Below are 23,328 nucleotides of genomic sequence, written 5' to 3' on the forward strand. Positions count from 1 at the left end.
TTACCGTGCCTCCTGATCGCTGTCCGGGACTCGTACGGCCCATGACGGCCGCTCCGTCAGCAGTCGGCCCGGCGCGTTCTGCCGGGCCAGCCGCTCGTTGTGACCGCGCAGCGCGGTGTGCAGCCCGTCCCACAGGGTGCCGTCGGTCCTGTCCCGCGGATCGGGGTCGATCAGCACCACACCGATCACCGGAATGAGCAGGTCCGCGAGTTGCCGCGCCACGGTGTGCAGCCATGCGGTGCTGCCGTGCCCGGCACGCACGACGAGCACGGTCTGGGTACCGAGGTCCGGGAGGCCGGTCCACGCCGTGCCGGGGGCCACCGAGCCGACACCGAGTCGGCGCTCCTGATGGGACACGGCCGCGGCACCCTCGCCGCTGACCACGGTCGGGTCTCCCGGCTTCGGGCGGCGGCCTGCGAGCTGCGAGCCGGGCAGACCATCGATGATGACCACTGGCCCCTCCGCCATCAGTGCCTCGGCGAGGTCCAGGGCGATCACGCTCGTGCTGCGCGCACAGCCCAGTTCCAGCAGCGACACCGGTTCCGCGGAGCCGCGCACGGTGCGGGCCAGGGTCGCGGTGAGCCGTTCGCGGGCCGCCCGGGTCCGTCGGCGCTGCCACCGCCTGCCCGACCGGCGGGGCAGCTCCGCGATGACCGAGGCGCCCAGGTTCGCCGCGATGTCCCGGCGCAGCACGGGGCGGTCCGCCACCACCGTGCCGACCGCGGCCACCGCGAGCCCGAGGACGAGCCCTAGGACGAGCCCGATCGCGGCGTTGGTGGCAGCGGCCCTGGGCAGGGAGTGCTGCACCGCGCGCGGGGCGTCCACGATCTGTGTGCCGGCGACGAGCTGGGGCGTGCCGATGCGCGCCTCCGCGGCGCGCTGGCCGAAATCGGTGATCCGCGAGGTGAGCTCGGCCCGGCGGGCGAAGAGCGACTCCAGGTCCGCCGACGCTGTCGGCCCACTCCCCGGCCGTCCGTTTCCGATCGACTTGTTGACCTTGGCGAGTTCGTCCCGCATGCGGTCACGCTGGTCGAGCAGAGCCTTGGACTCGGCGTTCGCGGCTTCCTGAATCCGTCTCACATGGTCCGAGACGAACGCGTCGGCCAGCGCCTTGGCGCGGGCCACCGCTTCCGCGTCGGTGTCACCTGTCACATTGATCTGCAGCAGGTTGTTGGTCAGGCCGACACCCGCGTAGTCCGGCATGAAGTCCTCTGGTTTTTCAGGGGAGCCGAGGGACTGCAGGGCCATACCGGCGATTCGCGTGGTTTGCAGCAGCGCGACGTCGGTGCGGATCAGCGTTCCGGGGTCGTTCGGCTGGTCCTGCTGATGCGCGACCAGCACCTTGGTCACCGCGGCCGGCGGCGGCGGCCGCAGGACCGCCACCGCCGCGCCGAGCAGCAGTCCCAGGAGCGCCAGGGAGCACCAGAGGCGGCGGCGCCTGCGCACCGCCACCACCAGTCCCTGCAGGTCAAGGAGCGGAGTGGCTGCCGACGACTCCGAAGTCGTGCTCGTCGTCACACCGAACCTCCCGTCGCGTGACTGTGAACCGCGAGCGCCGCAGTGGCGTTGTCCGGAGGATGGTCGGCGGATCGCGTCGGACTGGCCCGGACCGTGCCGGCGACGACGATGCCGACAACCTCATGCCTGCCGTCCGCACACGCCTCGGCGATGCCGGCGAGCTCCTCAGCGGTCCAGCTGCCCGCGCTGAGCACGACCAGGGCACCGGACTCGGTGTCGCGGTCCGGCACTGTCGGCCGGTCCACCGAGACCTCCACCACCCGCAGCTGCGGATCGTCCTGGGCCTCGGCGACGAGCTGCCCGGCGGCCCGGCGGGCGATCTCGTCGCCGTCCGGTACGACGACCAGCAGCCGCCGGGGGGCCGGCAGCTGGTCCCGGAGGCGAGCGCACACCCGCCGGTAGCGGATCCGCGAGCCGGCCTCGTCGCCGGACCTCGGCGGGGTCGGTATGTCCCACCGGGTGTCGACGCCGAGGAGTCGGCGGATCCGGGCTCGCGGGCCACGACCTGCTGGCTGGTGCGCGCGCCGTTCATCAGGCACGTCGACGGTGCCGAGGAGCGCCGAGCCCAGCGCCGCGGCGATCTGCGGTTCGGTGCGCAGTCGGCGATTCACCCGTGCGGCGACGAGATGGCCGATGACCGCGAGCAGGAAGAACAGCAGCGCCCCGCCGACGATGAGCTGCATCCTCGTCGGCGGCGCCTCACCGGTCGGCCGGGCCGCCGGCCCCATGACGACCATGCCGGCCTTGTTGGTCGCCGGGTCGGCCTGGTCCAGCTTCGTCATGGCCTCCTCCAGCGAAGTGCGCAACTTCTCGAGGTCGGTGCGGGCCTGCACGCTCTCCACGGTCTGCCCCGGATCTGCCGCATTGGCCAGGTCGGTGATGCGGCGGTTGGTCTCCACCACGTTCTGCCGCAGGGCCTCAGTCCCGGTAGCCGCGTCGGGGTCGGTGCTGCCGCCTGCGATCCGCGCGGCGAATTTGACGAATTGCTGGGCCATCCGGTCGGAGAGCTGCTGCGCGTGCTCCGGGGTGTCGGCCGTTCCCGAGATCTTGATGATGTTCCCGTCGGCGGCCTTGGCGCTCACTCGATCCCGCAGCTCGGTGCCGCTGACCTTGGTCCAGTCGAGAGCGGCGGCCGCGCGGTCGACCACCACCGAACTGGTCGCGATATCCACCTGAGTCAGGAGCTCGCGCTCTTCCCACTGCCCTGGCAGCAGTACCGATGCCGACGTCGTGTACCGCGGCGGGAACAGCACCGAGGTGCCGTAGCCGACGAGCGCGCCCACCAGGGCGAGGACGGCGAGAAGCCGCCACCGTCGACGGAGAATCCACCCGATCGTGACCAGGCGGATCGTGTCATCGCTCAACGGTGCTGCCTCTTCCCTGTGCGGACCGGGTCGCCCGCCGACACCGGGGTGTGGTCACGGCACGCAGCGGCGTAGGCGGCGAGCAGCGACGCTTGCGAGTTCCGCCAGGAAAGCTGTCCGCTGATCCGCTCCTGGCCGATCTTGCCCATCTGGGCCCGCTTCTCCGGATCGTCAAGGAGCAGCGCGATGAGCCTGGCGAATTCGGCCTCGTCATTGGCGGGCGCGTAGAGGGCGGCGTCGCCGGCGGAGACCCGCGCCTCCCGGAGGTCGAACGAGATGATCGGCCGGCCCATCGCCATGTACTCCAGGACCTTGTTCATGGTCGACACGTCGTTGAGCGGATTGCGCGGGTCGGGAGAGAGGCACACGTCCGCGGTGGACAGGTAGCGCACCAGGTCGGCGTCCGGAATGCGCCCGGTGAACTCCACCTGATCGGACAGCCCGAGCTGCCGGGACAGCTCCACCATCGCGTCGAAGGCGTCGCCGGAACCGACGAACACGGCGTGCCAGTCGGTCCGCCCGAGCTCGTCGCGCAGCTTCGCGAGGGCCCGCAAGGCGTAGTCGACGCCGTCCTGCGGGCCCATGACGCCGAGGTAGCACAGCAAATGGGGCTTGCCGTTCTTCAACTCCGGCTCGGGCGGCACCGGTTGGAACCGGTCGGTCTGGGGCGCGCTGCGCACCACGAAGACGTCCGCCGGTTGGCGGCCGCCACGGCGCAGTGCCACGTCCCGGTAGCTCTCGTTCGTGGCGAGCACGACGTCCGCGGCCCGGTAGGTCCGCCGTTCCAGCGCGCACACGGCGCGGTAGAGCAGATCCTCGCCGCGGTCGAACCGGGAAAGGTACAGCTCCGGTACCAGGTCGTGCTGGTCGAAGACGAACCGTGCCCCGCGCCGCTTCAGCCACAGTGCCGGCAGGAACAGCAGGTCGGGCGGGTTGCAGGCGTGGACCACGTCGACCGGGCCGACCTTGCGGGCCAGCCGGAACGTGTGCCACAACGCCGATCCGTACTCCCGCAGGTAGCCTGCCGGCCCTCCGGTGGCCGCGCGCAACGGGTAGCGGTGGATCCGCACCCCGTCGATCTCCGCCTCCGCCTCGGTGTCCCGCTTTGTCCCTTGGGGGCAGATGACGTGCACCGTCCAGCCCGCGTCGCGCAGCGTCGTGCACTCCTGCCACACCCGCCGGTCGAACGGCACCGACAGGTTCTCCACCAGGATCAGCGCGCGACCGGCCGTCCCGTCGCCGCTGACCGCGTCACCAAGCAAGGCCCACGTACCCCGGTTCGGCCCGGCGCACGTCGGCGTCGGGAAGGTGGATGAGGTCGATGAGCACCGGTCCTTCGCCATGGGGCAGCGCCGAAAGCACGTCCGGATCCCTGGTTCCGATCAGGCACACCTCGGCGTGCTCCATCACCTCGCCGACGGAGCCCGCGAGCAGCTGTGCGAGGTGCGGCAGCCGGGTCTCGATGTACTCGCGGTTCGCGCCGAGCAGCCGGGAGAGGTTCACGTTGGGGTCGTAGATCCGCAGGTCGTAACCCTTGCCGAAGAGTCTCTCCGCCAGCTCGACGAGCGGGCTCTCGCGGAGGTCGTCGGTGCCGGGTTTGAAGGAAAGACCGAACAGGCCCACCCGACGCTTGCCGGTGCGCTCGACGAGCTCCACCGCGCGCTGCAGATGGTCGGAGTTGGAGGGCAGTACGTGGGCGAGGATGGGCACCGAGACGTCGGCCCGCCGTGCGGCGTGGACCAGGCTGCGCAGGTCCTTGGGCAGGCAGGAGCCACCGAAGGCGAAGCCGGGTCGCAGGTAGGCGGGGCTGATGTTCAGCTTGCGGTCGGCCAGGAACACGTCTATCACCTGGTGCGAGTCCACCCCGAGCGCCTGGCACACCGCGCCCAGCTCGTTCGCGAAGCCGATCTTCAGTCCGTGGAACGCGTTGTCCGCGTACTTGATCGCCTCGGCCGTCGGGATCGGCACCCGGAACACCTCGCCGGGCACTCCGTCGTACAGCGCCGCCACCACGTCGCCACTTGCCGGGTCGAGTTCGCCGATGACGGTCTTGGGCGGGTCGAAGAAGTCCCGCACGCTCGTGCCCTCGCGCAGGAACTCCGGGTTGACCGCGACCCCGAAGTCCACCCCGGCCGTGCCGCCGACGTACTTCTCCAGGATCGGCACCAGCAGGTTCAGGCAGGTGCCCGGGAGCATGGTGCTGCGGAACACGACGGTCTGCCGCCCACCCCGCTCGGCCACCGCAGCACCGATCTGCTCGGTGACCCGCTCCAAGTACGTGGTGCACAGGCTGCCGTTGGGCTCCGACGGCGTGCCCACGCAGATCAGCGACACCTCGCTGCCCATGATCGCCTCGCGGACGTCGCCGGTGGCGTGTAAAGCTCCGGTCCGCACGGCCTCGGCGATGAGCTCGCCGATCCGCTCCTCGACCACCGGGGCCTTGCCGTCGTTGACCAGGTCGACCTTCACCTGGCTCACGTCCACCCCGATGACCTCGTGACCCAGGCTGGCCAGGCACGCGGCCGACACGCAGCCCACGTAGCCGAGCCCAAAGACGCTTACTCGCATGTCCCGTTCCTCCCCCCGGGCAGGCCCTTTCGGCCTGCTGTCCGTCCGCCGGCCATTCGGCCTGCGGTCCGTGCGCCGACCGGACGGCGCCCCCCGCGCATCAGAAGGCCCCCTGCCCCTGAAGCACCGCGCGCGGCGTCTTCCACAAATTCACCGTGGTGACGAGTTCGATCGCGGGGATCGCGACGAAGATCCAGAGCTTGATGTTGCGCGAGGTGCGGGCGATCCCGCCGAGCGCAGGCACGACGGTCGCCGTGAACAGTGAGCGTCCGAGCCGGCGGAATTCCTCGGCGCCCTGGCCGAGCACGGCCGGAGCCCACGACCGGCTCACCGCAAGCGCTCCCAGCACCAGCAGCTCGGTGCCGAATGTGAGAAGTTCCCCAGTTCTCATGCCAGTTGGCCGCGTCCCGGGCCCTGAAGAAGTTGCCGATCGCCGCCACCACGAAGGCGGTGGCCACCGTATCGCCGGTGACCACGGCACGGCGGTACCGCTGCTCCCATTCGAACGCGGGCTGTCTGATCGCTCCGTTCGCCAGACGCCCGCGCGCCGACGGAAACGGCCTGACTAGTCCCCCTTGCCGCACAGAACCCCCCAGGTCCCCAGTGGCTCGACGTGTTCGTCCAACACTGTTGCTCCCCTCGGGAGGCCCCCGCCCCCCGCACTGTTCCTCCTCTCGGGAGGCCCCCGCCCGCATGACAACCCGGGCTATTTCAGAGCTACTTGAACAACCCACCCCGACAACAGCGGACTCACGTGTCCTGCCGAACTCTCAAGGTGCGCGGGAACCCGTCGAAACCTCGGGTGCTCCCCGCACCCAAGCCCCCTTCGCGGGCTCCAGGAATTGATCACCCCCATATCCGGCGGCGGAGACGCAGCTGTTGGCTGCCCGCAACGCCTGACCTGGAGATCATGATTTGTCGCCTCGTATCCCACCATGTGAAGCACGGTCAGTCTAGACCCTCGGGGCCCGTCTGAAGAGGTGGATGTGTGGAATTTGTGCCCACCATTTGAAGCTGGATCCAGTGGATCCAGGGACCGGTGACCGTCTGCGGGTGCCTTGATGACGAAGACGCGCCTTGTGACCTGTGATGACGGAGTTCACCGGGTTGCCGGTAGCGGCAACCCGGAGGCGTCCTGGCGCTGCCAACTGGGCCGCACTCAGAGCCTGTCCGGCGGATCTTGTCGGTCAGCACGGGGCGGTGGATGCGGGTGTGGGCGATCGACGGCACGGAGGAACGGCATGGCCCGTTTGCGGGTGCACCGGCGAATCGGCAGCCCCCGCACGACGCCAGATGCGGGCGCCAGTTGGATCAGTGAATTCCCAAGTCAACGGCGTCGCGGGCGGAGCCGATCAAGTTGAACGGTCGCCGGACCCAATGATCGGACGCTAGGAGGACGCCCGGTGGATGAGGGTGACGTCCACCGGGTCGACGGGCTCCGCTGTTCCGTGCTCGATCAGCTGCTGGAGCGTCTCGGCGATGACGCCCGGCCCCGGCAGGTTGAGGCGGATGGAAGTGAGCGGGGGGCGCTGCAGCGAGGCCAGCACCAGATCGTCGGCGCCGACCACGGCCACGTCCTCCGGGACACCGATGCCCACGTCCTGGAAGGCGTGCATCAGCAGCGCCGCGTACTCGTCGTTGTAGGCGAACACCGCGTCGAAGCCCAGCTCCCGCCAGCGCTCCGCCAACTGGGCCGCGGAGTCCTGGGTGTACGCCACCTCCACGGCGGTCACGGTCGCCATGCGTGTGGCCGCGACGCCTTGCGCTCCGGCCAGCCGCGGTTCGGCGAAGGCGCTCAGGCCGCGCTCCTGCGGCATCAGCACGGCGATGTTGCGCCGCCCCCGCGCGACGAGGTGGTCGACGGCGGCGGCGCCGATGTCCGCGTGGTCGAACGCGATGGTGTGCGCACCGGCCAGCGGACGGGCGGCGAACGCCAGCAGCCCGCGGATTCCCGCGCGCTGCAGGAGATCGGCCGCTTCCGGGGTGAAGGAGTCGCCGGAGAGAGCGAACACCGCCGCCGGCCGCAGCTCGGCCCACGCGCGCGCGGCGGTGACGGCGTCGGGGAAGCGGCCGGCATGGAGCACAACCGTGTAACCGCGCCGGTCGAGCTCGCTGTGCAGATCGTCCACCCAATCGCTGACCAGCCTGCCGATCGCCGACACCGATGACGGCATCAGCACCAGATTGCTACGTCCGGCACGCAGCGAACGCGCGGCGGCGTGCGGGACGTAGCCCAGCTGGTCGGCGGCGGTCAGTACCCGGGCGCGGGTGCTCTCGCTGACCCGGTGCGCCTGGGTGTCGTTGAGCACGAAGGACACCGTGGCCCGGGACACCCCGGCCAGGCGCGCCACATCCGCGCTGGTGATGGTCCGTGGCGGCTGAGCGGGAGCGTCCTTGGCCATGACTTCCTTGATCAATTCCCCGGTGGTGCGCCCACGGGCACGTCAGCCCGGAGCACACAGGTTCAGAGATCAGGTTACACGCGTTATCACCGGCTCGCAGAACCGTGCAATCTCCGCGAGTCCCCCGCGAGGTCGGCGGTGGCCGTGATCACGGAGTCGAAACGCATGGTCGTACGGGACTGCTCGTCATAGCGCTCCCAGACTGGCAGCGCCGCATGGTTCGGATCGCCGGTGCGGATGAAGGAGATCCACGCCTGGTGCATGGACGCGGCGAGGCCGTCGCGCGCCGCGGGCCGGATCCCCTCCAGGAAGGGCGCGTGCGACCACTGGTCGAAGTTGTTGAAGGTGAAGGGCAGTTCCAGGCAGTGGGCGGCACCGAGCCGGCCGTCGTGCGCGGGGGTCGGGAAGTCGAATTGGTACACCCACACCGGTCGCCCCTGGGCGGCCCGGCGCTCGGCCAGATCCACGCTCGGCACGCGGAACAGCTCGTCCGAGATCAGATCCATCAGCACGTCCACCGGCCGCGCGCCCGGCCGGGTCGCCGCGTAGGCCGCGTACGCCTCCGCCGCCCCCTCACCGAAGGTGTCCGCCGCCCTGCTGATCACCTCGTCCCGGGTGGCGGCGGCGTACCTCTCGTCGAGCCCGAACCCGAAGTTGGCCTCTTCCCTGGTCCAGCCGATCAGCACGTCGATGTCCGACCCGGCGCCGTTGAGCAGCGTCTCGACGGGGTGCCGGTCCATCGTCGCCTCGTCGATGACGGGCAGGAACGGTGTGGGCCAGTAGCCCCAGCGCATCGTGCGCCCGAACAGTTCCCCGCCCGCCTCGATCAGCCGCGGCCAGGGCACGGCCCGCAGGTCCGCGATGCCCTTGGCGCCGAGGATCTCCTGGTAGACGGTGGTCCGCTCCAGGGCTTCGGCGCGGGTGGGAACGTGCAGGCCGAAGGGCGGGCTCTGCAGGATGGCGCGGTGGAACAGGGTTCTGCCCTCCGGGTGGCCGGCGAGCGCCGCCGTGGAGATGGCGCCGCCCGACTGGCCGGCAACGGTGATGTTGTCGGGGTCGCCGCCGAACTCCGCGATGTTCTCCCGCACCCAGCGCAGCGCGGCGACCTGGTCGGTGAGCCAGAAATTGGCGGGCTCCCCGTCCGCGTCCGAGCCGAACGAGAGGTAACCCAGCGGACCGATGCGGTAGTTGATGGACACCACCACAAGGTCGCCGTTGCGCGCGAAGGTCTCACCGGAGTAGTTGGGCAGCGAGCCGGACCCGGAGACGAAGCCGCCGCCGTGGATCCAGACCAGCACCGGCCGGCCGGAGGCGTCGGAGGACGGCGTCCAGACGTTGAGCGTCAGGCAGTCCTCGTCGAAGGGCGGGAAGCCGTGGCCGCCGAGTACCGGGTCACCGCCCTCCATGAACATCTGCGGGGCGCTGGGACCGTAGGCCGTCGCATCCCTCGTTCCGCTCCAGCCCGGGTGCGGCCGCGCCGGGCGCCACCGCAGGTCGCCGATGGGCGGCTCGGCGTACGGCACCCCCTTGAACACCGCGACCCCGCCCTCCGTGCGGCCGCGCAACGTGCCCGTGGACAACTCCACGACGGGCACATCCTGGTCTCCGGCACCAACCATCAGAGGCTTCCTTCCCTGGCGGCCGACGAGCGTCGGCAGAGGCTTGGCAGCTACGGCCGAGGTGCGAAGAGACACGTGTCACTGACATCGCGGCGCGCCACGCACACGCTCGACCTGCTCCCCCTGAGGCTATGCCGCCATTTCGACGACCGTCAACCATCCTGCATATCGTGGGTGGTCCCGCGGTCGTCCGCCGTGGTTACAGAGGCGCGGGGGAAGAAGCGCCGGGGATCAGCAGGCGGGGCGTTCCGGCGCCGTCGGCGGGAACGCTCCACAAGTCGGTGGTCCCGACCGCGCCCGACTGTGGCTGGTTCTTCTTGTATGCGCGGGAGGCGGCGTGCAGGACCAGTCCGATTCCCAGCCCCGCGAGGAGGAGCACCGCCGTGGCGAGTATGAGCAGGCGGCGCTTTGGCGTCATCGGGATCCTTGCGGATGCCGGGACAGGAGTGGCGGGGAGCTGCGAGGCGACAGAAAGCGTCGGTACACACGTCACCGCGGCGGGCGTCGGTACACGGTGCCGGATCATGCGCGGCCGCCCGGCGGCCGCAGCACCACACCCGCGACGGCCGCGCAGCAGAGCAGGCCCACCGCGGATCCCGCCAGCGCCGGACCGTCTCCCCAGACGGTCCAGGCCGCACCGAAGGCGATCGAGCAGCAGAACCGGGCCAGCGCCTGGCCGGTGCCGACCAGCGCGAGGCCGCTGGCCCGCAACTGCTCGGGCACGATGGCGGCGACCGCGGCCGGCAGCACACCATCGGTCGCGGCGTAGAACATGCCGTGCAGCGCGAGCACGAGATAGGGCAGGGCCGGCAGGTCGGGGGCCCAGAGCAGCAGCGTGTACGCGAGGAGCAGCAGGGCGTGCCCCACAAGGAACACGACGCGCCGCCCGACCCGGTCGGCCAACGTACCGACGGGCACGGCCAGCAGCAGGAACACCGCGGCGGTGCCGAGCGGCATCAGCGGGAACCAGTACTCGCTGATGCCGGTACGGCGTTGCAGCAGCAGATAGACGAAGGCGTCGCTGACGGTGGTGAGGCCGAGCAGGGCGGCGCAGCCGGCGAGCCCGCGCAGCCGCGGCATGCGCAAGAGGCGCAACGCCTCGCGAAGGTCGACGGGTTGCTTGTCCACGACCTCGGCCCCGGCCCGCTCCCCACTCCCGGCCTCGTCCGGTGTCACCGGTTCGGCCTGCCCGGCGCGCACTTTCCCGGGTACGAACAGCATCAGGACCAGCACGCCGAGTACGGCCACGCAGGCGCTGACGCCGAAGACGGCGTCGTAGCCGTCGGTCGCCGCGCGCAGGATCAGGAACGCGGCGACGGGTCCGAGCACCGCGCCGGTGGTGTCCATCGCCCGGTGCACGCCGAAGGCCCGGCCCTGGAACTCCGGTGGCGTGGACAGGGAGATCATCGCGTCGCGCGGGGCGGTGCGCAGCCCCTTGCCGGTGCGCTCCAGCGCGAGCACCACGCCCAGCGGACCCAGGCTGTGCACGAGGAGCAGCAGCGGTTTGCACACCGCGGACAGTCCGTAGCCGAGCCCGGCTATGAGTTTGTGGTTCCGCACCCGGTCGGCGAGGTGGCCGCCCGCCAGTTGGACCAGCGCGCTGACACCGTTGTAGACACCGTCGAGCGCGCCGAAGCCCAGCGGGCTGAGGCCGAGCCCCACGACGAGGTACAGCGGCAGGACGGCGGTGACCATCTCGGAGGAGATGTCGGTGATGAGGCTGACCGCGCCCAGCGCGAACACCACCGAGGAGACCCCGGGAAACCGGCGGCCGCGTGTACGGCCCGGCGTGGTGGTCGCCCCGCTGGGGGCGGAGCGGTCCGCGAGATACATGCTCAGGAGCTCCAGTTGCCGGTGGCGGCGGAATCGGCGGAGGAGTTGCCGGCGCAGCCGAGGCCGTCCATGTACTCGAACGTGCGAATGAGACCTTAATGGTTGTATGTGATGGCGGAGGTGCTTCCCGGAGAACGGGGCATTGAACAGCCGTTAACGGCCGGTCAGCCCTGTCGGCTGCTCTCGTCCCACAGCCACGTTCCGAAGTCCTGCGACCTGATGGCCTTCCTGGATCCCCGGCGGGCCGCGACGGCCGCCGCGATGAAGACGAGGACCCCGAGGATCAGCTTCGGCTCCGCCCGGAGCAGCGCACGGAGATCCGCCTTGCTCGTCGCGCCGAGGGCCGGGAGCGCGGGCCAGGTCACCTCGGTCACCCTGCACAGCGTGGGCGGCACCCGTACCACCGTCCGGGCCGGCGCGTGGAGCCAGGACATGACCCTGGCCTCCGGCGGGACCACCACCCTGACCCCCACCCCCATGCCGACCGTCTTCACGCTGGTCAACCGCCGCAGCGACAAGGCCATCCACGTACCCGGCGCCTCCACCTCCACCGGTACGGCGCTGATCCGGTACAGCCGCACGGCGGCACGAACCAGCAGTGGACGCTGGCCGACGCGGGCGGCGGCTACGTCAGGATCGTGAGCGGCCGCAGCGGCAAGGTCCTCGGCGTGGCCGGTGACTCCACCGCCGACCTCGCGGCCGTAGTGCAGCAGAGCGACACAGGAAGCACGAGCCAGCAGTGGCTGCGGACCGCCGGTGACCGACGGCGCGGCGCACGGGCGTGCGCCGGACCGACGGCGCGTAGCGTGACCCTCTGCGCTGCCTGACCGGCGGGTCCTGGTGGGCGTCACAATCCGGAGGAGTTGTCGTGTGGCATGACCTGATGTCAGTTCAGGTGCCGATCGCGGAGAAGATCATCCGCACCGTCCTGGTCTACGCCCTGATCCTGATCCTGTTCCGACTGGCCGGAAAACGGGGCCTGGCGAACCTGAACACCTTCGACTTCGTCGTGATCTTCCTGCTGTCCAACGTCGTGCAGAACGCGATCATCGGGGCGGACAACAGCCTGCTTGGCGGGGTGATCGGCGCGTTCACGCTGATCGCCATCAACTCCGCGGTGAACCGCTGGCTAGCCGGCGACGCCCGTGCGGAACGGCTGCTGGAAGGAACCCCGACCACCGTCATCGAGGACGGCAAGCTCGTGCCGCAGGCCATGCGCGACCTGGCGCTGCGGTCTGCCGAGATCGAGCACGCGGTCCGGATGCAGAACGGTGAGGCGATCGCGGATGTCGCCTCGGGCCGGCTGGAACCGGACGGCCATCTGATCATCACCCTCAAGCCCACCGAGCAGAACGCCACCCGCGGTGACGTCGAGGCCCTGCAGGCCCGCCTGACGACGATCGAGAACCTGCTGAAGGACCTCGCCACGGGCCGCCCCTCGTAGCGGTCGCCCCGCCAGGGCACCACGCCAGATCCTCGAATCCTGGTTCGCCGGTGCGCCCATCCGCGACGAGTACCTCATCGTCGGCAAGGGCGCGCTGGCCGGAACGGGCGCCCACTTCTACTCCACCACCACGCCGGCCGCGCGCTGAGGTCCGGGAAACACGAAGGCCCGCCGGCCCGGGATCGCTCCCGGGCCGTCGGGCCCCGCCGTGCGTCTCTCGTCAGCCGAGGGTCGCGATGGCGTCGTTGAACGTCTTCGACGGGCGCATCACGGCCGAGGCCTTGGCGTCGTCGGGACGGTAGTAGCTGCCGATGTCGGTCGGCGAACCCTGGACGGCGATGAGCTCGTCGACGATGGTCCGCTCCTGCTCGGCCAGCGTCGCGGCGAGACCCGCGAACGCGCCGGCCAGCTGCGCGTCCTCGGTCTGCTCGGCCAGCTCCTGCGCCCAGTACAGCGCCAGGTAGAAGTGGCTGCCGCGGTTGTCGATGCCACCGAGCTTGCGGCTCGGCGACTTGTCCTCGTTGAGGAACGTGCCGGTCGCCCGGTCGAGGGTGTCGGCGAGGACCTGGGCGCGCGCGTTGCCCGTGGTCTGCGCCAGGTGCTCGAAGCTGACCGCGAGGGCGAGGAACTCACCCAGGCTGTCCCAGCGGAGGTAGTTCTCCTTGAGCAGCTGCTGGACGTGCTTCGGGGCGGAGCCGCCGGCGCCCGTCTCGAACAGGCCGCCGCCGTTGATCAGCGGGACGACGGAGAGCATCTTGGCGCTCGTGCCGAGCTCCAGGATCGGGAAGAGGTCCGTCAGGTAGTCGCGCAGCACGTTGCCGGTGACCGAGATGGTGTCCTCGCCGCGGCGGATGCGCTCCAGGGAGAACGCGGTCGCCTGCTCCGGGGTCATGATCTCGATCTGCAGCCCGTCGGTGTCGTGCTCGGGCAGGTACGCCTTGACCTTGGCGATCAGGTTGGCGTCGTGCGCGCGGCCCTCGTCGAGCCAGAACACGGTCGGGTTGCCGGTGGCGCGGGCCCGCTTCACGGCGAGCTTGACCCAGTCGCGGATCGGCACGTCCTTGGTCTGGCACATGCGGAACACGTCGCCCGCGCCGACCGTCTGCTCGAGTACGGCGTTGCCGTCGGTGTCGATGACCCGGACGGTGCCGGTGGCCGGGATCTCGAAGGTCTTGTCGTGGCTGCCGTACTCCTCGGCCGCCTGCGCCATGAGGCCGACGTTCGGGACGGAGCCCATGGTCGCCGGGTCGTAGGCGCCGTGCGCGCGGCAGTCGTCGATGACGACCTGGTAGATGCCCGCGTAGCTGCTGTCGGGGATGACGGCGAGGGTGTCGGCCTCCGAACCGTCCGGGCCCCACATGTGGCCGGAGGTGCGGATCATGGCCGGCATCGAGGCGTCGACGATGACATCGCTCGGCACGTGCAGGTTGGTGATGCCCCGGTCGGAGTCCACCATGGCCAGCTCGGGGCCCTCGGCGATCTCGGCCTCGAAGGACGCCTTGATCTTCGCGCCCTCGGGCAGCGACTCCAGGCCCTTGAGGATGCCGCCGAGCCCGTCGTTCGGGCTCAGGCCGGCCGCGGCCAGCGTCTGGCCGTACTCGGCGAACGTCTTCGGGAAGAAGGCCCGCACGACGTGGCCGAAGATGATCGGGTCGGAGACCTTCATCATCGTGGCCTTGAGGTGCACCGAGAACAGCACACCCTCGGCCTTGGCCCGGGCGACCTGCGCGGTGAAGAACTCACGCAGCGCGGCGACCCGCATGACGGACGCGTCCACGACCTCGCCGGCGAGCACAGGTACCGACTCGCGCAGCACCGTGGTGCTGCCGTCGTCACCCACGAGCTCGATGCGCAGCGAGCCGTCCGCGGCGATGACCGTGGACTTCTCGGTGGAGCGGAAGTCGGCGGCGGTCATGTGCGCGACGTTCGTCTTCGAGTCGGCCGTCCACGCGCCCATGCGGTGCGGGTGCGCCTTGGCGTAGTTCTTGACGGACGCGGGTGCGCGGCGGTCGGAGTTGCCCTCGCGGAGCACCGGGTTGACGGCGCTGCCCTTGACCTTGTCGTAGCGGGCGCGGACGTCCCGGTCCTCGTCGGTCTTCGGGTCGTCCGGGTAGTCCGGCAGCGCGTAGCCGATCGACTGCAGCTCGGCGATGGCCGCCTTGAGCTGCGGGATCGAGGCCGAGATGTTCGGCAGCTTGACGATGTTGGCTTCGGGGGTCTTGGCCAGCGTGCCGAGCTCGGCGAGCGCGTCGTCGACCCGCTGGTTCTCCGCGAGACGCTCGGGGAAGCTGGCGATGATGCGGCCGCTGAGCGAGATGTCGCGGGTCTCGACGCGGACGCCCGCGGTCGAGGCATAGGCCTGGATCACCGGCAGAAGCGAATACGTCGCCAAGGCCGGGGCCTCGTCAGTGTGCGTATAGATAATGGTCGAGTCAGTCACCAGTACTCCGCTTCACATCGACAAACGTCTCGACATCAAGATATCTCGTGAGCGCCGCTACCTGAAACCGACCCCCGGGGTCGGACGGCGACGCGCCGGCCGTGCCGGCTTCCGGGAGCGGACGTCCGTGGCCGAAAAGGCCCACTTGCCGCAGGGTTCGCTCCGCCAGCACACTCACACCGGCACTCTTGCGGCATCCCCCACCCGAACCGGAAGTCCTGCGGTGCCTTCCGGATTCAGAGTTGTCATGCACCTGCCGCTACGTGCCTTCCCCCACACGAGAGGAAGAACGTTGAAGAACTTCCTGAAGCCACTCGGTCTGCACCTCGGCCTGAAGCCACTCAAAAGGTACGCGGCGCTCGGCGCGATCACCCTCGCCGTCTTCAGCCTCCAGCCCCTCAGCGCCCAGGCGACCGCCCCCAGCCCGGAGCCCAGTCCGTCCGTCGTCGGCGGCACCCGCGCGGCGCAGGGCGAGTTCCCCTGGATGGTCCGGCTGTCCATGGGCTGCGGTGGCGCGCTGTACACCCAGCAGATCGTCCTCACCGCCGCGCACTGTGTGAACGGCAGCGGCGCGAACACGTCCATCACCGCGACGGCGGGCGTCGTCGACCTGCAGAGCGGCAGCGCCATCAAGGTCAAGTCCACGCGTGTGCTGCAGGCCCCCGGCTACAACGGCAGCGGAAAGGACTGGGCGCTGATCAAGCTCGCCAAGCCCATCAACCTGCCGACCCTGAACATCGCCGGCACGACCGCGTTCAACTCCGGCACGTTCGACATCGCGGGCTGGGGCGCCAGAAGCGAGGGCGGCGGCCAGCAGCGCTACCTGTACAAGGCCAAGGTCCCGTTCGTCAGCGACGCGTCCTGCAGCAGCTCCTACGGCGGCGACCTGATACCCGGCGAGGAGATCTGCGCCGGCTTCACCCAGGGCGGCGTCGACACGTGCCAGGGCGACTCCGGCGGTCCGATGTTCCGCAAGGACAACAACAACCAGTGGATCCAGGTCGGCATCGTCAGCTGGGGCGAAGGCTGCGCGCGAGCCGGGTACCCGGGCGTCTACACCGAGGTGAGCACCTTCGCCTCCGCAATCCAGAGCGCCGCCGCCGGCCTCTGAGCATCCCCCCACGTACGGTCCGCCGCCCGCGCGAAGCCACGCGCGGGCGGCACCTGCGGTCCCGGCCCGGTTCGGCGAGGCCGGCCGGGGTGTGTGCCCGCCGTATCCGGCCGATCGGGCCGCGCCGGGGCAGACTGAGGACATGCCCGAACTGCCGGAGGTCGAGTCCCTCACCCGCTTCCTGGCCGAACACGTCGTCGGCCGTTCCGTCGCGCGGGTGTACCCGCTCGCCGTCCACGCGCTCAAGACCTACGACCCACCGCCGGGCGCACTCGAAGGCCTCGTCTTCGGGAGCGTGACCCGGCACGGGAAGTTCCTCGACCTCCAGGCAGGGGACCTGCACCTGGTCATCCATCTCGCCCGCGCCGGCTGGGTGCGCTGGAACGACGCCCTGCCGGCGGAGCCGCCGCGCCCCGGCAAGGGCCCGCTCGCCCTGCGGGTGCGACTCACCGAACCCGACGGCGCGGGTTTCGACGTCACCGAGGCCGGCACCAAGAAGCACCTCGCGGTCTACGTCGTACGGGATCCGCAGGACGTACCCGGTATCGCGCGGCTCGGGCCCGACCCCCTCTCCGCGGCCTTCACCCCGGCGGTCTTCGCCGGGCTGCTGAAGGACGACCGCCGCCAGATCAAGGGGCTCCTCCGCGACCAGAGCACGATCGCCGGAATCGGCAACGCCTACTCCGACGAGATCCTGCACACCGCCAAGATGTCGCCGTTCAAACTCGCGGCCAACCTCTCCGAGGACGAGGTGGCCCGGATCCACGCGGCGATCGGCTCGACCCTCGCCGACGCGATCGAGCGGTCCAGCGGGCTGGCCCTGCGGGATCTCAAGAGCGAGAAGAAGAGCGGGCTCCGGGTCCATGGACGGAAGGGCGAACCCTGCCCGGTCTGCGGCGACACCATCCGCGAGGTGTCCTTCAGCGATTCCGCGCTGCAGTACTGCCCCACCTGCCAGACCGGCGGCAAACCCCTCGCGGACCGGCGGATGTCCCGGCTGCTGAAATAGCGGCCGCAGGGAACGCCGCTGAGGCACGGATGGTGGTCAGCCCACCGGCCAGCCGGCCAGCGCCGCCGCCACGGGCTGAGGCACGGATGGTGGTCAGCCCACCGCCCAGCCGGCCAGCGCCGCCGCCACGCCGAGCGCTCCTGCTCCCAGCAGGGCGCTGACCACTCCACGCCGGGCAGCCAGCAGCCAGAGGGCTGCTGCCGCCAGCACGGCGTACTGCCAGCCGTTCCGCAGGGCCAGGGAGAGCGGGATCGCGGAGCCGGCGATGGCCCCGATCACAGCGGGGCCGGCGCCGGTGAAGAACGCCTGCACCCGCTCGCTGGAGCGCAGGCCGTCGAAATGCCGCCCGCCGAGGATCACGAACAGGAACGACGGGGCGAACGCCACCGAGGCGGCCAGCAGACCACCCCACACTCCACCGGCCGCGTACCCGACCACGGCGACGGTCTGCACGACCGGGCCCGGGGTGATCTGGCCGAGGGCGACGGCGTTGAGGAACTGGCTGTCGGTCATCCAGTGGTAGTGGTCGACGGCGTCCGCCTGCATCAGCGGAATGATGACGAACCCTCCGCCGTACGACAGTGCTCCCACCTTGAGCGCCACCCAGGCCAGCGCCACCATTCCCCCGCCGAGCACCGGAGCAGCAGCCACTACCGGCCACGACGCGACGCGTCGGCCGAAGCGCCGGTCACCTCGCCGACCGTCTTGCCGGCCGCGGGCGCGTATCGCAACCTCCAGCAGTCCCGCCGCGAGCAGGACCAGCACGAGCCATGGCCCCGTCAGAGCGGCAGCGGCCGCGCCCGCCAGCGCGTACCCGAGCCAGCGGACACGGGCGGAACGTGCCTTCCCCGCACGCTTCCAGCTGCCGGGAGCCAACGACCAGGCCGCGTGCACGGCAACGGCGGCGACGGCGGAACCGGCCCCGGCGGCCGCCCCGAGCACCCACAGCGGCGGGTTCCCGGACAGGAACAGCGCGGCAAGGGCCAGGATCAGCGCGAGGCCCGGCAGGATGAAACTCAGACCTCCGACCAGCGCGCCGGGCAGACCGCGCAGGCGCCAGGCGGTGAGGATCGCCAGCTGCGTGGAGGCAGGGCCCGGCAACAGGTTCGTCGCGGTGATGGAATCCTCGAACTCCTCCGCCGGGATCCAGTTGCGGCGCTCCACACACAACTGCCGCAGGAGAGAGATGTGGGTCGGTGGTCCGCCGAAGCCGATACAGCCGATCCGACCCCACTCCCGCCCGATCGTGACCAGCCCCACCCGGCCCGTACCCGTGCTCCGGTCCACGCTCCGGTCCGCCCTCACTCGTCGCTCGTTCCTTACGTCATCGGCTCGTACGGCGCCGTGACCCTATAGGACCCCGGTGACGTCGAGGTGCCGCACTTCCGTGCTGGGTCGGACCGGCGACGGGCAGGACGCGGCGAGCCGTATGGATTTCGTTAAGACTGGTGAGCGACAACCAGTGGCACTCGGGTCGGCCCGATGACCTCCGGAAGACGTATTCCCCTGCTCTGTACGGTAGTTGGCGGCACATCCCATCGGATCACGGGCTCTGCGGCGCCCTGTCCGCCGCCATCCGGACCGCCAGACGGCCCTTACGCTCCCCCGCGTGGCGAGAATCGTGGATGGAATCAAGCGGGTAGTCATCGGGCGGGCGTTGCCGAGCGAGGGGTTGCAGGAGACGCTGCTGCCGAAGCGGCTGGCGCTGCCGATCTTCGCGTCGGACCCGCTGTCGTCGGTCGCGTACGCCACGCAGGAGATCCTGCTGGTCCTCACCCTCGGTGGGCTGGCCTTTCTCCATCTGACGACCTGGGTGGCGATAGCCGTGGTCGGCCTGATGGCCGTCGTGGTGCTCTCCTACCGGCAGGTCGTGCACGCGTACCCGTCGGGCGGCGGATCGTACGAGGTGGTCGCCACCAACCTCGGCCCCTCCGCGGGGCTGGTCGTCGCCGCGTCATTGCTCGTCGACTACGTGATGACCGTCGCGGTGTCCGTCGCCTCCGGCGTCGACAACATCATCTCCGCGGTGCCCTCGCTCAACGACTACCGCACCGCCATGGCCGTGGGGTTCGTGGCTCTGCTGGCGGCCGTGAACCTGCGCGGCGTGCGCGAGTCCGGCCGGGCGTTCGCGGCGCCCACGTACCTGTTCGTCGCGGGCGTGCTGATCATGTGTGCCACCGGGCTGTTCCGCTGGCTGGTCGGCGACGCCCCGGTGGCGGAGTCCGCCGCCTACGGCGTCACCGCGGCCCCCGGTAACAGCAATCTGACCGGTCTGGCACTGCTGATGCTGGGGCTGCGGGCGTTCTCCAGCGGTTGTACCGCACTGACCGGTGTCGAGGCGATCTCGAACGGCGTGCCCGCGTTCCGCAAGCCCAAGTCCCGCAACGCGGCCTCCACCATGACCGCGATGGGCCTGATCGCCGTCGTGATGTTCTCCGGCATCACCGCCCTCGCGATGATCGCGAAGGTGCACATCACCGAGGACACCTGCCGTCTCACGGGCTTCGCCGGGGACTGCGCTACCACCCCGCAGCGCACCGTCATCGCCCAGCTGGCCGCCGCGATCTTCGGCGGCGATCACAGCTTCGGCTTCTTCTTCATCCAGGCCGCCACCGCCCTGGTGCTGGTGCTGGCCGCCAACACCGCCTTCAACGGTTTCCCGCTGCTCTCGTCGATCCTGGCGCAGCACCGCTACCTGCCCCGTCAGCTGCACACCCGCGGTGACCGGCTCGCGTTCTCCAACGGCATCGTCGCGCTGGCCGTCGTCGCCGGTGGCCTCCTCTGGGTGTTCGACGCGTCGGTCACCAACCTCATCCACCTGTACATCCTGGGCGTCTTCACCTCCTTCACGCTGTCGCAGACCGGGATGGTCCGGCACTGGAACCGTGCCCTGCGCGACGAGACCGACCCCGCGCAGCGGCGCCGGCACCAGACCGCCCGGCTGATCAACGGGCTCGGGGCGTTCGTCACGGGTCTGGTGCTGGTCATCGTGCTGCTGACGAAGTTCATGCAGGGCGCGTACCTGGCCGTGATCGCCGCGGTGGCGTTGTGGCTGATGATGCGCGGCATCCGGCGGCACTACGACAGAACCGCCGCCGAGCTGGCGGTCACCGACCCGACGGACGAGACGGTGCTGCCCGCGCGCGTGCATGCCGTCGTGCTGGTCTCGAAGGTCCACAAACCGACGCTGCGGGCCCTCGCCTACGCCCGCGCCTGCCGCCCCGACACTCTCGAAGCGCTCACCGTCTCGGTCGACCGCGACGAGGCCAAGGTCCTCCAGGACCAGTGGGACGCATTCGGGATCGAGGTGCCGCTGAAGACGTTGGCGTCGCCGTACCGGGAAGTGACCCGCCCGGTCGTGGAGTACGTACGGTCGCTCAACCGCACCAGCCCCCGCGATGTGATCAGTGTCTTCATCCCCGAGTACGTCGTCGGGCACTGGTGGGAGAACCTGCTGCACAACCAGTCCGCGCTGTGGCTCAAGAGCCGGCTGCTGTTCACCCCTGGCGTCATGGTCATCAGCGTGCCCTGGCAGCTGAGCTCGTCCGAACACCGGCCGCAGCGCCCGACCCGCCGCGCCCCCGGCTCCGTCCGCCGCGGCGAACCCGCCCTCACTCCCTGGGCGAACCACCCCGACCCCGCCGACGACCCCGCCGCCGAACCCGACCGGGCCCCGCACGTCGACACCCACTGACCGCCGGCCACGCGCCACTTGACCATCACGAGCTGCCCCGGGCCCACCGGATGGATCAACCGGCCCGGGGCAGCTCCGTGTTCCGTCGTCTCCGCGGCTCTCCAGCCACCAGGTGTCCTGTCAGGAGACCGTCAGGGTTCCGTCGTTCCCCTTGAGCCGGGCCTCGCCGTCTCCTTGGATGGAGACGTGAACAGCTGCCTGCGCCATGACGACCGGCCACCGCATACGGTGCCGCCGGCTGCGCCCTGTTCGCCTCCGGCGCGCTGACGCACTTCCCCCGTCACCGCCCATCGCTCGACGAGCCCGGTGGCGCGTTTCCCCGGCACCTCTGTGCCGTCCCGCCCTCCTGAGCCCTGTTCCGCAACCCGTAAACCCGCAATCCCGCATCCCGGAGTGGATCATGTCTGCACCCTCCTCACCCGCCCGCCGCACCGCGCTGGTCACCGGCGCCACCTCCGGTATCGGCTGGGAGACCGCCCGGCTGCTCGCCGAACAGGGCAGCACCGTCATCGTGCACGCGCCGGACCTCACCTCCGGGCAGCAGGCCGTCACCCGGCTGGTGGCCGCCGGCGTCGCGGCGTCCCAGCTGGACCTCGCGGTGGCGGACTTCTCCCGGCTGGAGGAGGTGCGGGCGATGGCCGCCAAGGTCGCCGACGCGCATCCCGTACTGGACGTGCTGGTGAACAACGCGGCGGTCGCCGCCCCCGAGCGCCACACGATGACCCCCGACGGCAACGAGATCGCCTTCCAGGTCAACTTCCTCGCCGCGTTCCTCCTCACCCGCGAACTGACCGGGCCGCTGACCGCCCGGCCCGGCAGCCGCGTCGTCAATGTGTCGTCGTCCATGCACCGCACGGCGTCCATCGCCTGGAACGACCTGAACCGGTCCCGCCGTTACTCCCGGCTGGCCGCCTACGCCCAGTCCCAGCTCGCGCTGACGATCTTCGCCAGGGCGGGCGCGGGATCGGACGCCGGCTGCACCTCCGTCAGCGTGCACCCGGGCATCTGCGATACCGCCCTGCTGCCGCTGTACGCGCACGAGGGCGACTCGTCCGCCGAGGGCGCCGCCCGCGTGGTCCGGCTGTGCGACCCCGCGACCGAGCTCGTACCCGGCGCCTACTACGACCGCACCGCGATCTCGCCCGCCGCGCCCGTCGCGATGGAGGACCGCACCGTCCGCCGGCTGTGCAAGGTCGCCGACCAGTTGGTCGGCCGGACCGGCTGAACCACCGAGCCCCCGAACCGAGGCGGTACATGTCCAAGCGCGCCCGTAAGAAGCAAGCCCGCCGCAAGAGGAAGGCCCATCACGGCAGGAAGCCCAACGGCCTTTGAGACGAGGGCGGTGCGGTTCCCGTGGGGGGATCCGCACCGCCCTTCCCGACCCTCCTGCGCACCTGTCGGCGCGCAGGAGGGGCACGGACCACCAGCTCGCGCCACCACCACGTACCGTCGAACGGAACCCCGAACCCCGTGATAGAGCTGTCCTGCCATGCCCTCCTGGCCTCCGGGCCCTGGGTGGACTGGTTCCCTGGCGGTTCCCCCGGCACCGGAGCTCTCGCTCTGCCGGAACGCGGCGGGTCTGCGGCCCGAGAGAGATGTATCGGGCCGCAGACCTCCGGCCGCGCCGGCCTTGCCCGGCGTATCCGCTGTAACGCGATCAATGCGCGATGAGCGCTTTGAGGGCGATGTTGAGCTTCAGGACGTTCACCCGCGGCTCACCGATGAAGCCGAGGATCCGGCCGTCGGTGTTGTCCGCCACCAGCTTCTCGACCTGCTGGGCGTCGAGCTTGTTGAGCGCGGCGACCCGGTGGACCTGGAGCTCGGCGTACTCGGGCGAGATCTGCGGGTCGAGGCCGGAGCCGGAGGAGGTGACGGCGTCGGCCGGCACGTCCGAGGGCTTGACCTTGAAGTCCGCCGTGGAGTTGTCCTTGACGACGGCGGCCTTGGCCTCCGTCACCCACTTGATCAGGTCCGCGTTGTCGCCGGAGCGGTTGGTGGCCCCGGAGAGGATGAGCGAGTACTGGGTGTTGACGGAGTTGGTGCCCAGTCCGTTGGACGGCCGCGGCTGGAACCACTTCAGGTCGGGCGCGGGAGTCTCCTCGCCGTTCTTCAGCGGCAGGTTGTAGGTCTGTCCGATGAGGCTGGAACCGACGACCTTGCCGCCGTCCTTGATCTCCGAACCGTTGGCCTTGTTGTGGAACAGGCCCTGGGCTATGCCGGTGATCAGGAGCGGGTAGAGCACGCCGCAGACCAGAGTCAGGACGAGCAGCGCGCGCACCCCGGCTCCGAACAACCGCACGGTGTTTCCAAATGAGTTGTTCACGAC

At 70.4% G+C, this 23,328-nt stretch carries 19 protein-coding genes and 1 pseudogene; 7 read left to right on the top strand and 13 right to left on the bottom strand.

Features of this window, described 5'->3' with window-relative positions; genetic code table 11:
* From O3W51_RS15125 to O3W51_RS15170, 10 genes and pseudogenes are all read right to left on the bottom strand, one after another.
* Positions 1-1,518, bottom strand: a complete 1,518-nt coding sequence (locus O3W51_RS15125) for a Wzz/FepE/Etk N-terminal domain-containing protein (RefSeq protein ID WP_138352491.1) — start codon at positions 1,516-1,518, stop codon at positions 1-3.
* Positions 1,515-2,882 carry a Wzz/FepE/Etk N-terminal domain-containing protein gene (locus tag O3W51_RS15130; protein ID WP_198357630.1) on the bottom strand — a complete coding sequence of 456 codons (1,368 nt, stop codon included), beginning with the start codon at positions 2,880-2,882 and terminating at the stop codon, positions 1,515-1,517. The genes O3W51_RS15125 and O3W51_RS15130 overlap by 4 nt, the downstream gene beginning before the upstream one ends.
* Positions 2,879-4,144: a glycosyltransferase family 4 protein gene (locus O3W51_RS15135; RefSeq protein ID WP_164292949.1), complete on the bottom strand. Its 1,266-nt coding sequence runs from the start codon at positions 4,142-4,144 to the stop codon at positions 2,879-2,881. The genes O3W51_RS15130 and O3W51_RS15135 overlap by 4 nt, the downstream gene beginning before the upstream one ends.
* On the bottom strand, positions 4,134-5,450 hold the full coding sequence (locus O3W51_RS15140; protein WP_138352488.1) for a nucleotide sugar dehydrogenase: 1,317 nt from the start codon (positions 5,448-5,450) through the stop codon (positions 4,134-4,136). The genes O3W51_RS15135 and O3W51_RS15140 overlap by 11 nt, the downstream gene beginning before the upstream one ends.
* A 157-nt stretch (positions 5,451-5,607) precedes the next feature.
* A pseudogene (locus O3W51_RS15145) lies at positions 5,608-5,926 on the bottom strand (sugar transferase); the annotation flags it as partial.
* 912 nt (positions 5,927-6,838) lie between these two features.
* The gene (locus O3W51_RS15150; RefSeq protein ID WP_138352487.1) at positions 6,839-7,852 is read right to left on the bottom strand and encodes a LacI family DNA-binding transcriptional regulator; all 1,014 of its coding nucleotides are present in this window, start codon (positions 7,850-7,852) and stop codon (positions 6,839-6,841) included.
* 86 nt (positions 7,853-7,938) lie between these two features.
* Positions 7,939-9,471, bottom strand: a complete 1,533-nt coding sequence (locus tag O3W51_RS15155; RefSeq protein ID WP_138352486.1) for a carboxylesterase/lipase family protein — start codon at positions 9,469-9,471, stop codon at positions 7,939-7,941.
* A 199-nt stretch (positions 9,472-9,670) separates the two neighbouring features.
* Entirely contained in the window at positions 9,671-9,889 is a 219-nt protein-coding gene (locus tag O3W51_RS15160; protein WP_138352485.1) for a hypothetical protein, read from the bottom strand.
* Positions 9,890-9,993: 104 nt separating this feature from the next.
* Positions 9,994-11,304 carry an MFS transporter gene (locus tag O3W51_RS15165; protein WP_138352484.1) on the bottom strand — a complete coding sequence of 437 codons (1,311 nt, stop codon included), beginning with the start codon at positions 11,302-11,304 and terminating at the stop codon, positions 9,994-9,996.
* Between the two features lie 164 nt (positions 11,305-11,468).
* Positions 11,469-11,678, bottom strand: a complete 210-nt coding sequence (locus O3W51_RS15170) for a hypothetical protein (RefSeq protein WP_164292954.1) — start codon at positions 11,676-11,678, stop codon at positions 11,469-11,471.
* 10 nt (positions 11,679-11,688) lie between these two features.
* Here O3W51_RS15170 and O3W51_RS15175 point away from each other — a divergent pair, with 10 nt between their 5' ends.
* Genes O3W51_RS15175 through O3W51_RS15185 form a run of 3 tightly spaced genes read left to right on the top strand, consistent with a single transcriptional unit; the run spans position 11,689 to position 12,748 of the window.
* On the top strand, positions 11,689-11,946 hold the full coding sequence (locus tag O3W51_RS15175; protein ID WP_244809589.1) for a hypothetical protein: 258 nt from the start codon (positions 11,689-11,691) through the stop codon (positions 11,944-11,946).
* On the top strand, positions 11,943-12,131 hold the full coding sequence (locus tag O3W51_RS15180) for an RICIN domain-containing protein (RefSeq protein WP_244809588.1): 189 nt from the start codon (positions 11,943-11,945) through the stop codon (positions 12,129-12,131). Before O3W51_RS15175 ends, O3W51_RS15180 begins: the two co-directional genes overlap by 4 nt.
* Positions 12,132-12,172: 41 nt before the next feature.
* The gene (locus O3W51_RS15185; RefSeq protein WP_138352482.1) at positions 12,173-12,748 is read left to right on the top strand and encodes a DUF421 domain-containing protein; all 576 of its coding nucleotides are present in this window, start codon (positions 12,173-12,175) and stop codon (positions 12,746-12,748) included.
* Positions 12,749-12,968: 220 nt separating this feature from the next.
* On the opposite strand, the gene O3W51_RS15190 is transcribed toward O3W51_RS15185, so the two are convergent.
* Positions 12,969-15,188: an NADP-dependent isocitrate dehydrogenase gene (locus O3W51_RS15190; protein WP_269286156.1), complete on the bottom strand. Its 2,220-nt coding sequence runs from the start codon at positions 15,186-15,188 to the stop codon at positions 12,969-12,971.
* 292 nt (positions 15,189-15,480) lie between these two features.
* On the opposite strand from O3W51_RS15190, the gene O3W51_RS15195 reads away from it, so the two are divergent.
* Together O3W51_RS15195 and O3W51_RS15200 are read left to right on the top strand one after the other, a co-directional pair.
* Positions 15,481-16,299: a S1 family peptidase gene (locus O3W51_RS15195; protein WP_438817419.1), complete on the top strand. Its 819-nt coding sequence runs from the start codon at positions 15,481-15,483 to the stop codon at positions 16,297-16,299.
* Between the two features lie 142 nt (positions 16,300-16,441).
* Positions 16,442-17,308 (top strand): Fpg/Nei family DNA glycosylase, encoded by an 867-nt coding sequence (locus O3W51_RS15200; protein WP_198357636.1) that lies wholly within the window; start codon positions 16,442-16,444, stop codon positions 17,306-17,308.
* Between the two features lie 93 nt (positions 17,309-17,401).
* Here the strand turns inward: O3W51_RS15200 and chrA are convergent, their stop codons facing one another.
* Complete coding sequence (gene chrA / locus O3W51_RS15205; protein ID WP_269286157.1) at positions 17,402-18,595, bottom strand: chromate efflux transporter; 1,194 nt, start codon at positions 18,593-18,595, stop codon at positions 17,402-17,404.
* Positions 18,596-18,917: 322 nt separating this feature from the next.
* Here chrA and O3W51_RS15210 point away from each other — a divergent pair, with 322 nt between their 5' ends.
* Together O3W51_RS15210 and O3W51_RS15215 are read left to right on the top strand one after the other, a co-directional pair.
* Positions 18,918-21,002, top strand: a complete 2,085-nt coding sequence (locus tag O3W51_RS15210) for an APC family permease (protein WP_138352478.1) — start codon at positions 18,918-18,920, stop codon at positions 21,000-21,002.
* Positions 21,003-21,402: 400 nt separating this feature from the next.
* Positions 21,403-22,227 carry an SDR family NAD(P)-dependent oxidoreductase gene (locus tag O3W51_RS15215; protein ID WP_138352477.1) on the top strand — a complete coding sequence of 275 codons (825 nt, stop codon included), beginning with the start codon at positions 21,403-21,405 and terminating at the stop codon, positions 22,225-22,227.
* 432 nt (positions 22,228-22,659) lie between these two features.
* Here the strand turns inward: O3W51_RS15215 and O3W51_RS15220 are convergent, their stop codons facing one another.
* Complete coding sequence (locus O3W51_RS15220; RefSeq protein ID WP_138352476.1) at positions 22,660-23,325, bottom strand: potassium-transporting ATPase subunit C; 666 nt, start codon at positions 23,323-23,325, stop codon at positions 22,660-22,662.
* Positions 23,326-23,328: the final 3 nt, after the last annotated feature.

Origin of the sequence: Streptomyces sp. H39-C1 (genome assembly GCF_027158125.1) — a bacterium.
In the GTDB taxonomy this organism is placed as follows: Bacteria; Actinomycetota; Actinomycetes; order Streptomycetales; family Streptomycetaceae; genus Actinacidiphila; species Actinacidiphila fildesensis.

Excerpts from the sequence above, each read along its gene's own strand:
- O3W51_RS15140 (WP_138352488.1), bottom strand. The coding sequence starts at position 5,450 with ATGCGAGTAAGCGTCTTTGGGCTCGGCTACGTGGGCTGCGTGTCGGCC.
- O3W51_RS15150 (WP_138352487.1), bottom strand. The coding sequence starts at position 7,852 with ATGGCCAAGGACGCTCCCGCTCAGCCGCCACGGACCATCACCAGCGCG.
- O3W51_RS15155 (WP_138352486.1), bottom strand. The coding sequence starts at position 9,471 with ATGGTTGGTGCCGGAGACCAGGATGTGCCCGTCGTGGAGTTGTCCACG.
- O3W51_RS15160 (WP_138352485.1), bottom strand. The coding sequence starts at position 9,889 with ATGACGCCAAAGCGCCGCCTGCTCATACTCGCCACGGCGGTGCTCCTC.
- O3W51_RS15165 (WP_138352484.1), bottom strand. The coding sequence starts at position 11,304 with ATGTATCTCGCGGACCGCTCCGCCCCCAGCGGGGCGACCACCACGCCG.
- O3W51_RS15200 (WP_198357636.1), top strand. The coding sequence starts at position 16,442 with ATGCCCGAACTGCCGGAGGTCGAGTCCCTCACCCGCTTCCTGGCCGAA.
- O3W51_RS15215 (WP_138352477.1), top strand. The coding sequence starts at position 21,403 with ATGTCTGCACCCTCCTCACCCGCCCGCCGCACCGCGCTGGTCACCGGC.